At 56.9% G+C, this 15,038-nt stretch carries 13 protein-coding genes; all 13 read left to right on the plus strand.

The annotated features are described in order from the left end of the window. The first annotated feature begins 60 nt into the window (after positions 1-60). The 13 genes from alaS to BQ5462_RS07040 all read left to right on the plus strand — a co-directional run bounded on the left by alaS (position 61) and on the right by BQ5462_RS07040 (position 14,996). Positions 61-2,688: an alanine--tRNA ligase gene (alaS, locus tag BQ5462_RS06980; RefSeq protein WP_071142648.1), complete on the plus strand. Its 2,628-nt coding sequence runs from the start codon at positions 61-63 to the stop codon at positions 2,686-2,688. A gap of 32 nt (positions 2,689-2,720) precedes the next feature. Then, positions 2,721-3,251, plus strand: coding sequence for a TetR-like C-terminal domain-containing protein (locus tag BQ5462_RS06985; RefSeq protein WP_071142649.1), 531 nt, complete (start codon positions 2,721-2,723; stop codon positions 3,249-3,251). 64 nt (positions 3,252-3,315) lie between these two features. Continuing rightward, entirely contained in the window at positions 3,316-3,576 is a 261-nt protein-coding gene (locus BQ5462_RS06990; RefSeq protein WP_071142650.1) for an IreB family regulatory phosphoprotein, read from the plus strand. Continuing rightward, the gene (gene ruvX / locus BQ5462_RS06995) at positions 3,576-3,995 is read left to right on the plus strand and encodes a Holliday junction resolvase RuvX (protein ID WP_083378099.1); all 420 of its coding nucleotides are present in this window, start codon (positions 3,576-3,578) and stop codon (positions 3,993-3,995) included. The genes BQ5462_RS06990 and ruvX overlap by 1 nt, the downstream gene beginning before the upstream one ends. Before the next feature lie 2 nt (positions 3,996-3,997). Continuing rightward, positions 3,998-4,312, plus strand: a complete 315-nt coding sequence (locus BQ5462_RS07000; RefSeq protein WP_071142652.1) for a DUF1292 domain-containing protein — start codon at positions 3,998-4,000, stop codon at positions 4,310-4,312. 15 nt (positions 4,313-4,327) lie between these two features. Further along, positions 4,328-5,377, plus strand: a complete 1,050-nt coding sequence (gene mltG, locus BQ5462_RS07005; protein ID WP_071142653.1) for an endolytic transglycosylase MltG — start codon at positions 4,328-4,330, stop codon at positions 5,375-5,377. Further along, positions 5,377-6,609 carry a peptidase U32 family protein gene (locus tag BQ5462_RS07010; protein ID WP_235819637.1) on the plus strand — a complete coding sequence of 411 codons (1,233 nt, stop codon included), beginning with the start codon at positions 5,377-5,379 and terminating at the stop codon, positions 6,607-6,609. Before mltG ends, BQ5462_RS07010 begins: the two co-directional genes overlap by 1 nt. A gap of 97 nt (positions 6,610-6,706) precedes the next feature. Then, entirely contained in the window at positions 6,707-7,756 is a 1,050-nt protein-coding gene (locus BQ5462_RS07015) for a M24 family metallopeptidase (RefSeq protein ID WP_071142655.1), read from the plus strand. Positions 7,757-7,800: 44 nt separating this feature from the next. Then, positions 7,801-8,358, plus strand: a complete 558-nt coding sequence (gene efp / locus BQ5462_RS07020) for an elongation factor P (protein WP_071142656.1) — start codon at positions 7,801-7,803, stop codon at positions 8,356-8,358. A 90-nt stretch (positions 8,359-8,448) separates the two neighbouring features. Beyond that, on the plus strand, positions 8,449-9,057 hold the full coding sequence (locus BQ5462_RS07025; protein WP_071142657.1) for a histidine phosphatase family protein: 609 nt from the start codon (positions 8,449-8,451) through the stop codon (positions 9,055-9,057). Between the two features lie 105 nt (positions 9,058-9,162). Continuing rightward, positions 9,163-10,011 carry a DUF2156 domain-containing protein gene (locus BQ5462_RS07030; protein WP_083378100.1) on the plus strand — a complete coding sequence of 283 codons (849 nt, stop codon included), beginning with the start codon at positions 9,163-9,165 and terminating at the stop codon, positions 10,009-10,011. A gap of 12 nt (positions 10,012-10,023) precedes the next feature. Continuing rightward, the gene (locus BQ5462_RS07035; protein ID WP_071142658.1) at positions 10,024-11,208 is read left to right on the plus strand and encodes a GNAT family N-acetyltransferase; all 1,185 of its coding nucleotides are present in this window, start codon (positions 10,024-10,026) and stop codon (positions 11,206-11,208) included. Positions 11,209-11,219: 11 nt separating this feature from the next. Continuing rightward, on the plus strand, positions 11,220-14,996 hold the full coding sequence (locus BQ5462_RS07040; RefSeq protein ID WP_071142659.1) for a phosphoribosylformylglycinamidine synthase: 3,777 nt from the start codon (positions 11,220-11,222) through the stop codon (positions 14,994-14,996). The last annotated feature ends 42 nt before the right edge of the window (positions 14,997-15,038 follow it).

Raw genomic sequence — 15,038 nt, forward strand, 5'->3', positions numbered from 1 at the left:
ATACTTTTCTGGCTGATGGAACTTTCCGTTCTGCTGGAACGAAATTTGGGAGAGTTGGTAATGAAATATTTAAGTGGTAATGAGATTCGACAAAAATATCTGGATTTCTTCAAGGAACGGGGCCATCTGGTACTGCCCAGTGCATCCCTGATCCCGCATGATGATCCGACGCTGCTTCTGATCGGCGCCGGTATGGCGCCCTTCAAGCCGTATTTCACCGGTAAGGTCAAACCGCCGGCGACCCGCATCACCACCTGCCAGAAATGTGTACGTACCGGGGATATCGAGAACGTGGGCCGTACTGCCCGCCATCATACGTATTTTGAAATGCTGGGGAACTTCTCTTTCGGCGATTACTTCAAAAAGGAAGTGATCCCCTGGGCCTGGGAATTCCTGACGAAAGTCCTGGAACTGCCGGCCGACAAACTGTGGATCACGGTATATCCCAAGGACCAGGAAGCTTATGACCTGTGGCATGATGTGTGCGGCGTACCGGCCGAACGGATCGTGAAACTGGAAGATAACTGGTGGGAAATCGCCAGTGGCGGCCCCTGCGGTCCTGACTCCGAAATCCATATCGATCTGGGCGAAGACCGGGGCTGCGGCCGTCCGGAATGTGGCCCGGGCTGCGACTGCGGCCGGTTCCTGGAACTGTGGAACCTGGTATTCACCCAGTACAACAAAGAGCCGGACGGCAGCTATACGCCGCTGCAGCATAAGAACATCGATACCGGTCTGGGTCTGGAACGGGTGGCTTCCGTACTGCAGGAAAAGCCCTCCAACTTTGAAACCGACCTGATTTTCCCGATCATCGAATACGCCTGCAAGGTTTCCGGCAAGAAATACAATGCGGATCCCAAAGACGACGTTTCCCTGAAGGTCATTGCGGACCATGCCCGTTCTGTCACCTTCATGATCGGCGACGGCATCCTGCCTTCCAACGAAGGCCGGGGCTACATCCTGCGCCGGGTATTGCGCCGGGCCATCCGCCACGGGCGTCTGCTGGGCATCCGCAAGGAATTCCTGGTGGGGGCTGCGGATCTGGTCATCGACATGTACGGGGAGCACTACACCGATCTGAAGGAAAAACGTTCCTACATTGAAAAGGTCATCGCCATGGAAGAAAACAGCTTCCTGCAGACCCTGGAACAGGGCACTGACCTGCTGAACCAGAAGATCGATGCCATGCGCAAGGAGGGAAGCACCGTCCTGAAGGGCGAAGATGCCTTCCAGCTGTACGATACCTTTGGGTTCCCCTGGGAACTGACGGAAGAGATCCTGGAAGAACAGGGCTTCACCATGGACAAGAAGGGCTTCGAGGCCGCCATGGAAGTCCAGCGGGAAAGAGCCCGGGCTGCCCGGAACGATAAGGAAGGCAAGCCCGTATTCTACGAAACCCGTCATCTGGGCCTGGGCAAGCTGACCGTGGACGAAAACAGCAAGAACGGCAAAGTGGCTGCCATTTTCCCGATCCACGAAACCCAGCCCATCGAAAAGGCCAAGGCCGGCGATGAACTGGCCGTGATCCTGACCAATACCGCCTTCCACGCTGAAGGGGGCGGACAGTTGGGTGATACCGGTCGTCTGGTGTCCGAAAAGGGCATCTTCGACGTGACCGACACCAAGAAACTGGCCGATGGCTACACCATCCAGCTGGGGACCCTGGAACAGGGCACTCTGGCTGTGGGCGACGACATGGAATTCGAAGTGAACCTGAAACGCCGTGCCGACATCGCCCGGAACCATACGGCCACCCACCTGCTGCATGCAGCCCTGAAACAGGTGCTGGGCAGCCATGTGAACCAGGCCGGCAGCTATGTAGGTCCGGACCGTCTGCGCTTCGACTTCTCCCATTTCTCTCCGCTGACGGAAGAAGAACTGCAGAAAGTGGAAGACATCGTCAACGAAAAGATCCTGGATGCGGTGGATGTGGAAATCTCCCAGCAGGAACTGGAAAAAGCCAAGGAAATGGGCGCCATGGCCCTGTTTGGTGAAAAATACGGCAAGATCGTCCGGGTGGTGAATGTACCGGGTTACAGCATGGAACTGTGCGGCGGCGTCCATGTTTCCAACACCAGCCACATCGGCCTGTTCAAGATCCTGTCCGAATCCAGCGTAGGGGCTGGTGTCCGCCGGATCGAAGCCGTGACCGGCCGGGGCGCACTGGCCTACACCCGGGAACTGGAAAGCCTGATCGAAGAGGCCTCTGCTGCGGTGAAGGGACGTCCCACCACGCTGGTGAGCCGGATCAATGCTCTGCAGGAAGACCTGAAGAGCGAAAAGCATCGGGCTGACGATCTGGAGAAGAAGATGGTAGCTGCCCAGGCCGCCAGTGTCACGGCGGATGCCAAAGACGTAAAGGGCGTGCCTGTACTGGTCCAGGAAGTGAAGGTCCAGGATGTGGAAAGCCTGCGGAATATGGGCGATACGCTGCGTGACAAGACCGGCGGCGTAGTGGTGCTGGCAGCACCCATGGCGGCCGACAAGGTGAACATCCTGGTCATGGCTACGAAGGACGCTGTGAAGAAGGGCGTCCATGCCGGCAAGCTGGCCAAAGGTGTGGCCCAGGTCATGGGCGGCAACGGCGGCGGCCGGCCGGATATGGCCCAGGCAGGCGGCAAGGATGCCTCCAAGCTGCAGGCTGGGCTGGACGAAGCCTGGAAACTGGTGGAAGCACAGATCCACTAAGCATGATTGCTTGAATGAAGAAGGTGCAGAGTATGGATCCAAAGGAAAAACTGGGGAAGTCTCTTTATCATCTGCTGGAAAAGAAACATCTGTATGACATCTCCATCGAGGAGATTGCCCGGGATGCCAATCTGAAGGTGGAGGATTTCAACCGGGAGTTCAAATCCAAACGGGCAGCGGCCCACTGGGTGTATCTGCACATCCTGTCCCGACATGGCAGGGACATCCTGAAAAGCCGGTGCTGGTCGGAAGCACTGTACAAGAAGTTCCTGCTGTATCAGGCCAACCTGAAATTTCTGCAGAACCTGTATGTCAGCTGCGATCTGGAGGAAATCCGTCAGACCAACCGTCGGTTCGTCCGGGATGCCTACCATCTGATGCTGAAGAAGGCGGGCGCGGATCTGAACAATCCGCACATCCAGTTTGCCACGGAAATGGTTGTTTATGGGGGAGAAGAAATGACCATGCGCTGGATCCTGGATGGGATGAAAGTGCCCATCGAAGTGATGCTGGTGCTGTTCCAGGAGTCCATACCGTTGATCATCAGTCAATATTTCTATTAAGGAACAGGCTAGGGGTTGTCGGAAGGCAACCCCTATTGCCGGTTCCAGGCAGAGGAGGAATACTATGTCTCGTACAACACAGGAAACGACCATGTTCAAACCGGTCCCGGAAAACCAGAGCGTAGCCGAGACCATCCGGGAAGTGGCGGATGCCCTGAAGGAAAAGGGCTATAACCCCATTGACCAGCTGGCAGGGTATCTGCTCAGCGGGGATCCGGCCTATGTAACCAGCTACAAGGATGCCCGGCTGAAGATCCGCCGCTTTGAACGGTATGAGCTGATTGAAGCCCTGCTCCAGAACTATCTGGGGGAAATGGATCGCTGATGAGGATCATGGGACTCGATCTGGGCACCCGCACCATCGGGGTGGCTGTCAGTGATGAAACCGGCTTCATCGCCCGAGGCGTGGAGACCATCCACCGGCGGAGCCTGGAAAAGGACCTGGCCCGGCTGGAAGAGCTGGTACAGGCGGAAGAGGTGGGACAGTTCGTCCTGGGCTATCCCAAGAACATGAATGGCACCATTGGCGACAGAGCCAGGGCCAGCGAAGAATTTAAAACCATCCTGGAGGAACGCTTCCCGTCCATCCCGGTTGTGCTGTGGGATGAACGGCTGTCCACGGTTGCTGCGGAAAAAGTGCTGATCGAGGCGGATCTCCAGAGGAAAAAACGGAAGAAAATCATCGACATGATGGCCGCTGTGGTCATCCTGCAAAATTATCTGGACAGCCCGAGGAGGCAATGACAATGGCAAAGGAAGAAAAGGACCTGCTGCAGACTGAAGACCAGGAAGCAGTGGTGGTGATCACGGACGAGGAAGGCAACGAAAGCTACTATCTGGAAGAAATGGTCATTCCCATGGACAACAAGAACTTCGCCCTGCTGACCCAGATCCCTGAAGAGGACGATACGGATCCTGACGAGGCAGAAGACAATGTGATCATTGCCCGGATGGATTTCGACGAGAACGGGGAACCGGTATACCTGGATCCTACGGATGAGGAATTCGATGCAGTGCGCAGGGCCTACGAAGAAATCATGGACGAAATGGACGCCCAGTAAGAGAGACAGAATACCATGCGGAAAAAATTCTTACCCATCGGCCTGGCGCTGGCACTGGCCATCAGCTTTGGCGGCTACTGGTATCTGGATTATTTCAATACCAACACCAGCCTGGCCACAGGCCAAAAGGTCCAGTTTACGGTGACGGAGGGTATGACCACCTCGGATATCGCCAAATTGCTCCATGACAAGAAACTGATCCAGACGCCGGAATCCTTCCGGCTGGCGGCCAAACTGAAGGGGCTGGACAGCAGGCTCCAGGCCGGCAAATACGAAATCGTGGCAGGGATGAGCGACAGGGAAATCATCGACATCCTCTCCAAGGGCAAGGTGCACACCCAGGCCTTCGCCGTACCGGAAGGGGCCACCATCAACGAAATCGCCCTGAAGCTGGAAAAGAATCATCTGGGCAGTGCCCAGGCCTTCAAGGATGCCTGTAAAAACTATACGCCCTATACCTACATGGAAACCCAGAATCCCAATGTGATGTACAAGGCGGAAGGGTTCCTGGCCCCGGCTACGTATAACATTCCGGAAAATGCCACGGAAAAGGATATCGTGGCCATGATGGTGCAGCAGTTCAACAAAAAGCTGACACCGGAAGTGCGGTCCGACCTGCAGGGCAGCTACATGAACCTGCGGGATATCGTGACCCTGGCCTCCATGGTGGAGCGGGAAGCCACCCACAAGGAGGAGATGCCCCTGATCGCCGGTGTATTCGAGAAACGGCTGCAGAAGGGCATGCCCATCCAGTCGGATACCACCATCCAATACATCCTGGGGGCCCAGAAAAAAGTGGTCACCTATGACGATCTGGAACTGGAATCTCCTTATAACACGTACCTGAACAAGGGACTGCCTCCGGGACCGGTGGGCAACCCCAGTATGGATGCCATCCGGGCGGTGATCCACCCGGTGATGACCGACTACCTGTATTTTGTGGCCGATGACCAGGGCTACCACCACTTTACCAAAACCTACGAAGAACATGTAAAAATGATCCAGAAACTGAACCCCGGTGAAGTCATCGGAGAAGCGGAAAGGATGGGAGAACAACAAGAGTGATGAAACCGGAACTGCTGGCTCCTGCCGGGAGCCTGGAAAAAGGTAAACTGGCCCTGCTGTACGGGGCCGATGCCATCTATTTGGGCGGCAAGACCTTTGGCCTGCGGGCCTTTGCGGCCAACTTTTCCCTGGAGGAGATCCGGGAAATCTGCGATTTTGCCCACGCCCGGGGGAAACGGGTCTACGTGACCGTGAACATCTTTCCCCACAACAGCGATCTGCCGGCTCTGCCGGATTACCTGCGCAGCCTGGAAGCGGCCGGGGTGGATGCCCTGCTGATCTCCGACCTGGGGGTCTGGGCCACGGCCCGGGAAGTGATCCCTCATATGCACCTGCATGTGAGCACCCAGGCCAACGCCACGAACTACGCCACGGTGCAGGCTTGGGAACAACTGGGCGCCAGCCGGGTGGTGCTGGCCCGGGAGCTGTCTCTGGAAGAAATCCGCCAGATCCGCCGGAAAACGGAAGTGGAACTGGAGGTGTTCGTCCACGGGGCCATGTGCATCAGCTACAGCGGACGCTGCCTGCTGAGCAATTACTTTACAGGCAGGGACAGCAATCGGGGTGCCTGTGCCCAGGTGTGCCGCTGGGAATTCTCCCTGACGGAGAAAAACAGGCCCGGCCAGCTGTTCGATGTGGCCGAGGATGAACGGGGTACGTACATCCTGAACTCCAAAGATCTGTGCCTCATGGACTATCTGCCCCAGCTGATGGAGGCGGGGGTCAGCAGCCTGAAGATCGAGGGCCGCATGAAGAGCATCCATTATGTGTGCTCCGTGGTGGCGGCCTATCGGCAGGCCATCGACGCCTGCTTTGCGGACCCGGCTCATTACACCACACCCAAGGTTCTGAAGAACGAGCTGGACAAGGTGTCCCACCGGCCCTATACCACCGGTTTCGCGGTGCACAAGACGGGGCCGGAGGACCAGGTGTACACCACCAGCAGTTATGAGCAGACGGCGGATTTTGTTGCCCTGGTGAAAGGCTACGATCCGGTTACGGACCGGGTGACCCTGGAGCAGCGGAACAACCTGAAACAGGGCCAGGAACTGGAAGTGCTCACCCCCAGCGGAGAGCGGTTCTCCTGGGTGCTGGAGGATATGCAGGACGCTGAGGGGCAGCCCATTACGGTGGCTCCCCATGCCCAGATGGTGTTCACGGCTAAGGGAGATCCCCGGATGGAAGCCTGGGCTCTGGTCCGGCGGCTGCATCCGAAAGAAAAGAAATTGTAACAAAGTATATAAGAAACCCTTGCTTTTTGGGGCAATTTAAGAGTAAAATAGACTAGTCGAATTCTTTCTGACTGAATCATGCAGAGGAGACGATCGAATGAGCGCATTGGACAGATTGCGAGCTTACCTGGAACAGGAAAAAGTGGATGGGATCTTCATCAAGGGAGATTCTTCCATCCGGTATTTCACCGGGTTCACCGGCGGCGAAAGCCTGCTGTATGTGGATAAGGAACGGGCGGTGATCATCACCGATTCCCGGTATACCCTGCAGGTGAAGCAGCAGGCCCCGGAATGCGAACTGGTGGAACACCAGCACGGCTTCTGGCCGGAAGCTGCCAAACTGCCCGGGAGCTGCAATCTGGCCCTGGACGGGGATTACTTCTCCTATACGGAAGAATGTGCCCTGGCGGGCGCTCTGCCCCAAGCCACCTGGAAGAACCTGAACCTGGTTGGCCTGCGGGCCGTGAAGACGGACGAGGAAATGAAATCCATCCGCAAGGCGGTGGCCATTTCTGATGAAGCCTTTCTACAGCTCTTGCCCCACATCCGGGCGGGCCGCAAGGAAAGTGACCTGGCCGCAGAGCTGGAGTACAACATGCGGAAACTGGGTTCCACGAAACCTTCCTTTGAAACCATCTGTGCTTCCGGCAAGCGGAGTGCCCTGCCTCACGGCGTGGCTTCTGAAAAGGTGGTGGAGGACGGCGATTTCGTCACCTTCGATTTCGGTGCCACCTACAACGGATACTGCTCCGATATCACCCGTACGGTGGTAATCGGTAAAGCCGCTCCCTGGCAGAAAGAAATCTATGACATCGTCCTGAATGCCAACCTGCTGGGCGAAAAAACGCTGAAGGCCGGGCTTACCGGCATCCAGGTGGACAAGGCCGTACGGGATTACATCACCGGCAAGGGCTATGGCCCCAACTTCGGCCATGGGCTGGGCCACGGCGTTGGGCTGGACATCCACGAAAAACCCGTGCTGAACAGGGCCAATGACCAGCCGCTGCCGGCCGGTGCGGTGGTCACCATCGAACCGGGGATCTACCTGCCCGATCAGGGCGGTCTCCGGATCGAAGATACCTGCCTGGTCACCGAGACCGGGTGTGAACGGCTTACGTCCGTTCCCAAGGAACTGGTAGAATTATAAAATTCAAATAGATTGTTTAGAAACTATTTTTGGAGGTTGTTTTCATGATTTCTACGAACGATTTTAAAACTGGCGTAACGGTTGAAATTGACGGCGATGCTTGGCAGGTCGTTGAATTCCAGCATGTAAAACCGGGCAAAGGCGCTGCTTTCGTACGGGCTAAAATGCGCAATCTGTGCACTGGCGCAGTGGTTGAACGGACCTTCAACGCTGCTGAACGTCTGCCCAAAGCCGTTGTTGAAAGAAAGAACATGCAGTATCTGTATGAATCTGACGGCACCTATGTATTCATGGACAACGAAACCTACGATCAGATCGAACTGAACAAGGAACAACTGGGCAACGCCATCAACTTCCTGAAGGAAAACATGGACGTGAAAGTAATTTCCTTCAACGAACGGATCCTGGGGATTGAACTGCCCAACACGGTGGAACTGACTGTGGTTGAAACCGAACCGGGCATCAAAGGCGATACCGCTACCGGCGGCAGCAAGAACGCCAAGATGGAAACCGGCTATGTGGTGAAGGTGCCCCTGTTCATCAACGAAGGGGACGTTCTGCAAATCGACACCCGCAGCGGCGACTATATTGCAAGAGCATAATCAGAATTTCCATAAGGAGCTGTTGTCACCTGGCGACAGCTCCTTTTTCTCAATCAGGAAACCAGGTATGGAAAGTAAGGAAAACGCATCATGAAAACAATCTTTCTGGTCCGCCACGGCGAGACCTTGGCCAACCGGGAGGGAATCCTCCAGGGCTGGAGCAACAATCCCCTGGATGACACCGGGGAAAAACAAGCCTCGGCCCTGGTGACACGGGCCAGCCGGGTGCCCCTGGCGGCCATTTACACCTCGGATCTCATCCGGACCCAGCAGACGGCGGCGCCCCTGGCGGAAGCCAGAGGCATCAAACCCGTTGTGCTGCCCGGGCTGCGGGAAGTGTCCTTCGGCAAATGGGACGGCCACCCTATGAGGGAAATCCAGGAAAAAGACCCGGAGACCCTGCGGGACCTGTTCCTGAAACCGGCCCGTGTACAGCTGGACGCGGAGGAGGACCTGTTCGCCAGTCAGAAAAGGGGCTGGGAGACCTTCACAAAGCTGGTGGAGGACATGGAGCCGGATACGAACATCCTATGCGTCAGCCATGGCGGCCTGATCCGCCTTCTGGTGTGCAGCCTGCTGGATATCCCCATCGACAACATGTGGAAACTGAGCCTGTACAACACGGCGTTCGTACAGGTGGTAGAGACAAAAAAATTCGGTTACCGCGTAGACAAGGTGAATGATATGGGGCTGTTATAAAGCTTCCATCCCTTGACTTCATCTGTTATAATATAAGTTACAAATACAAATGAGGGAGCGATTCTTATTTTAGAATTCAAGCATATTACCATCGATGATAAACCCATCTTCGATGATTATTTTACAGAAGAAGACTATCATGCGTCCGAATGCTGCTTCGGTTCCATCTTTATCTGGCGAAAGCAGTATGACAGCTACTGGGCCATCTGCCACGGCTGCCTGATCATCAAGGTCACCGTGAACGGTACCACGTTCGTGCTGCCCCCTTTTGGCGGCGTCAACGAAGATCTGCCCAAGGTCCTGAGTGCCCTGAAGCAGTATTTCAGGGGAGAGCCCTTCGAAATGCACGGCATCTACGAGCACACCATCGAACGGTTCCAGAAATACCTGCCCCAGGTGAACAAGTTTACCCCGGACCGGGACAACTGGGATTATGTGTACCAGCGTGCCAGCCTGGCCAGCCTGAGCGGGCGCAAGCTGCATGGCAAGAAGAACCATTACAATCAGTTCATCAAGGACCATCCGGATTTCGTCTATGAACCCATCACCCTGGCCAACAAGGACGAATGCATTGAATATGGCCGCCAGTGGGTGGAAGAACGGGAACTGACAGACCCTTCCATCGTGGCGGAATATGACGCGATCAAGGAAGGGCTGAACAACCTGGACAAACTCCAGATGCGGGGCGGGCTCATCCGCCTGGACGGCCAGGTGAAGGCCTTTACCTTCGGGGAACGGGCCGGAAAGAATACGGCGGTGGTCCATGTGGAAAAGGCCGATCCCGACATCCGGGGCCTGTTCACCGCCATCAACAAGGAATACATCGACCATACCTGGCCCGATGTGACCTACATCAACCGGGAAGAGGACATGGGCAAGGAAGGGCTCCGGGAAGCCAAGGAATCCTACAAGCCCGTGTTCATGGTGAAAAAGTACAATACCATCATCAAATAAGGAGAGACAGCCATGGATTTCCGTTTGCTGCAGCCCCAGGCCCTGCCTCAGGCAGCGGACCTGTGGGACTATTGTTTCGAGAAGAAGGGGACCCCGTTCTATGAATGGTACTTCAGGGAGTATGCCCTGAAGCAGAACCGGATCCTGGGCGGTTTCCGGGAGGACGGAAAACTGGTGACCATGCTCCATCTGAACCCCTATGTGCTCCGGCTGCGGGGCCGGGACTGGAAGGTCCCCTACATCGTGGGGGTGGCTACGGACCCGGTGGCACGGGGACAGCATGTGATGGGGGAACTGATGGAAACGGCCTTCACCACCCTCCGTGCCCTGAAGGTACCCTTTGTGATCCTGATGCCCATCTACGCCGGCATCTACCAGCCCTACGGCTTTGCCTGGACCCATCTGCGCAAGAGCTACAGCCTGCCTCTGGCCCGGCTGGATCTGGCGGGCCGCATCCTGGACGGATTCGAAGTGGACCGGATCGATACCCGCACGGCGGAAAAAGCCGTGGCACCGGTGTACGAACGGGTCATGGAGCGGTACCATGCCACGGTGGTCCGCGACCATCGGGTGTGGGAAAACACCCTGACCACGGCCGCTCAGGAAAATTTCGAAACGGTGATTGTAAAAGTTGACGGTGCACCGCGGGCCTACGCGTTGTATAATAGGGAGGGAGAGACCGTCACCGTTCAGGAACTGCTGGCGGTGGACGCTCCGGCCAGGGTGCGGCTTCTGCAGTACTTCAAGGGGCTGGCTGGTATCTATAAGACCCTGAAATGGCTGGCCGCGGATGACGACCTGACCTGGCAGCAGCTGCCGGATCAGAGCCTGGCACCCCGGGAGGCTCCGTTCATGATGGGACGGGTGCTGAATGCGGCAACTTGCCTGAAGACCCTGCCCGTACCGGAAAGTCTGCTGGGAAAAGAACTGGTCCTGGCCCTGAAGGATGAACAGATCGCCCTGAACACCATGCTGGTAAAGGTGCAGTCCACCAAAGAAGGGACGAAGCTGCTGAACACCCTGGACGACCCGAAAGTGCTGCTGGATGTGGCAAGTTTCACCCAGCTGTTCTTCGGTTTCCAGAGCAGCCGTGCCCTGGAACGGGCCGGTGCCATCTATGTAGCCGACGAAGAAACGAGAGAAATCCTTGACAAATTGTTCCCGCGGGAGAATAATTTTATCAACGAGTATTTTTAAGGGAGGCTGTCATGAGCGACACGATTAGAAGAATCTTTGTGGAAAAGAAGAAAGCGTATGCTGTAGAAGCCGCGAACCTGTGTGCGGATCTTCAGCAGACCCTGGGGCTCACCAACCTGAAGAGCGTTCGGATTATCAATCGGTACGACCTGGAAGGCCTGGATGAAAAAGCGTATGAGGAAGCCAAGAGCCTGGTGCTCAGCGAAGCACCGGTGGATATGGTCCGGGACGAGGAACTGGAAATCCCTGCCGGCGTACGCAGCTTTGCTGTGGAACTGGTACCCGGCCAGTACGACCAGCGGGAAGATTTCGCAGCCCAGTGCATCCAGCTGATTACCCAGGGCAAGCGCCCCATCGTGGAAGCTGCCAAAGTGTTCCTGCTGGAAGGGGACCTTTCTGACGCCGACTTTGAAAAGATTAAACATTATTGCATCAACCCGGTGGAAGCCCGGGAAGCAGCCATCGAGAAACCGGAAACTCTGGACATGACCTGGGATGTACCGAAACCGGTGGCCGTGCTGGATGGTTTCCGCAGCCTGGACCGGAAGGGCCTGGAAGACTTCCTGAACAAACAGGAACTGGCCATGAGCCTGGACGATCTGGCCTTCATCCAGGAATACTTCAAGAAAGAAGACCGTGACCCCTCTATCACGGAAATCAAGGTGCTGGATACGTACTGGTCCGACCATTGCCGTCACACCACGTTTGAAACCCGTCTGGAAAATGTGTCCATCGATGACGGCGTGTACACCGAACCGGTGGCCGAAGCCTTCGACCTGTACAAGAAGGATCGTGCCTTCGTGTACGGCGCCGACACCAAGCGCCCCATTACCCTGATGGATATGGCCTGCCTGGCTACGAAGAAACTGAAGAAGGAAGGCAAGATCCCTGATCTGGATGCTTCCGAAGAAATCAATGCCTGCAGCATCGTGGTGCCCATTACCGTGGACGGCAAAAAAGAAGACTGGCTGGTGATGTTCAAGAACGAAACCCATAACCATCCCACCGAAATCGAACCCTTCGGCGGCGCAGCCACCTGTCTGGGCGGCGCCATCCGTGACCCCCTGAGCGGCCGTTCCTATGTGTATCAGGCCATGCGTGTCACCGGCAGCGGCGACCCCCGCACTCCCTATGAAAAGACCCTGAAAGGCAAACTGCCCCAGCGGAAGATCACCCTGGGCGCTGCCGCCGGGTACAGCTCCTACGGCAACCAGATCGGCCTGGCCACCGGTTCCGTGGAAGAATATTATCATCCGAAATTCGTGGCCAAGCGGATGGAAGTGGGCGCCGTAATCGGTGCAGCTCCCCGGGACGCTGTGGTCCGGGAACGTCCGGCTGCCGGCGACCTGATTGTCCTGCTGGGCGGTCGTACCGGCCGTGATGGCATGGGCGGCGCTACCGGTGCCTCCAAGGAACACACCACCAAATCCCTGAGCGAATGCGGGGCTGAAGTGCAGAAGGGGAATGCTCCCAACGAACGGAAGATTCAGCGCCTGTTCCGGGATCCGGAAGTGACCCGTCTCATCAAACGGTGCAATGACTTCGGTGCCGGCGGTGTGTCCGTCGCCATCGGCGAACTGGCTCCCGGCCTGGTGATCAACCTGGACAAGGTGCCCAAGAAATACGAAGGCCTGGATGGCACGGAACTGGCCATCAGTGAATCCCAGGAACGGATGGCTGTGTGCATCGCAGCCAGTGACCTGGACAAATTCATGGCCGCTGCGGATAAAGAAAACCTGGAAGCTACGGTGGTCGCTGAAGTGGCCGAAGATCCCCGTCTGGTGATGTACTGGAGAGGGGAAAAGATCGTGGATCTGTCCCGTGCTTTCCTGGATACCAACGGCATTCCGCAAAAATCCAACGTGGTTGTGGATGGCGTCACCGAAGAATCCGTCTTCAACAGCACCCCTGCTGAAGTGGAAGGTAAGAAGGATATCAAAGACGCCTGGCTGGCCAACCTGGACCGCCTGAACGTGTGCAGCGAAGAAGGGCTGGGCGAACGGTTCGATGGTTCCATCGGCCGGGGCAGTGTCCTGATGCCTTACGGCGGCCGCAACCAGCTGACCCGGACCGAAGGCATGGCAGCCCGTCTGCCGGTGCTGGGCGGCAAGACCAACGCCACCAGCATCATGGCCAGCGGCTACGATCCCAACGTGGCCTGCTGGAGCCCGTACCATGGCGCCATGTACGCTGTGGTGGAAGCCGTGTGCCGGGCTGCGGCCATGGGGGCGGATCCCAGAAAGCTGCGCCTGTCCATGCAGGAATACTTCCCGAAACTTCATACGGAACATACCTGGGGCCGTCCGTTCGCTGCCCTGATGGGCGCCTACAAGGCCTGCTGCGAACTGGAACTGCCGGCCATCGGCGGCAAGGACTCCATGAGCGGTACGTTCATGGATCTGGAAGTCCCTCCTTCTCTGATCTGCTTCGCCGTGGGCGTCATGGATGGCCGCGACACCATCTCCAACGAATTCAAACAGGCCGGTCACAAAGTGGTGTTCATCCCTGTGCCCTGCGACGAGCACGAAGTGGTGGATTACCCTGCTTTGAAGACCCTGCTGGCCAATGTGCATAAAGGTATCCTGGGCAAACGGATCGTGACAGCCGGTGTGGTGAAGGAAGGCGGCGTGGCCGCTGCTCTCAGCACCATGTGCCTGGGCAACGGGCTGGGCTTCAGCTTCGTGAAACCCTTCCTGCATGAGGAATGCCTGTTCACCCTGCAGCCCGGCGGGTTCCTGGTGGAACTGGCGGACGATGCGGATGCGGACAAGGTGTTCGCCGGCAACGACTTCCTGGAACTGGGCCATCTGACCGACGATGCCACCATCACCGTGAATGACACCGCCATCAGCCTGGCGGATGTGAAGGCTGCCTACACCGGCACTCTGGAAAAGGTGTTCCCGTCCATCGTGAAGGATTCCGGCAAGGAACTGTGCAAGATGCCGTACTTCAAGAACGACCTGCCTCTCACCGCTCCGTACAACGTGGCGAAACCCCGGGTGTTCATTCCTGTATTCCCGGGCCTGAACTGCGAATACGATACGGCTGCTGCCTTTGAAGACGCCGGTGCCAAAGCGGATATCTTCGTGATTCGCAACCTGACGCCGGAAGCCATCAAAGAAAGCGTGGAAGAAATGGCCAAACGGATCAAAGAAGCACAGATCCTGGCCATTCCCGGTGGGTTCTCCGCCAGTGACGAACCGGAAGGCTCTGGCAAGTTCATTGCCACCATGTTCCGGAACCCGTCCCTGAAGGAAGCTGTCCTGGATCTGCTGTACAACCGGGACGGCCTGGCCCTGGGTATCTGCAACGGCTTCCAGGCCCTGATCAAACTGGGGCTGGTCCCCTACGGCGATATCCGTCCGCTGACCGAAACTTCCCCGACCCTGACCTTCAACACCATCGGCCGCCACATCTCCCGGATGGTGGAAACGAAAGTGGTTTCCAACAAATCCCCGTGGCTGTCCCTGTGTGAACCGGGCGACATCCATACGGTCGCCATTTCCCACGGCGAAGGCCGGTTCGTGGCCACGGAAGAAGAAATCCAACAGCTCTTCAAGAACGGCCAGGTGGCAACCCAGTATGTGAACCAGGCAGGGGATCCCACCATGGAAAGCCCCTACAACCCCAACGGTTCCCTGTATGCCATCGAAAGCATCACCAGCCCGGACGGCCGTGTCCTGGGCAAGATGGGCCATACGGAACGGTTCACCGAGGGCCTGATGAAGAACATCCCCGGCAACAAACTGCAGCCTCTGTTCCTGGGCGGCGTGCAGTACTTCAAATAATTCTACAACCAAGGGGCTGTCGCGATGCGGCGGCCCCTTCTT

It is taken from the genome of Acidaminococcus timonensis, assembly GCF_900106585.1.
Taxonomy (GTDB): Bacteria; Bacillota; Negativicutes; order Acidaminococcales; family Acidaminococcaceae; genus Acidaminococcus; species Acidaminococcus timonensis.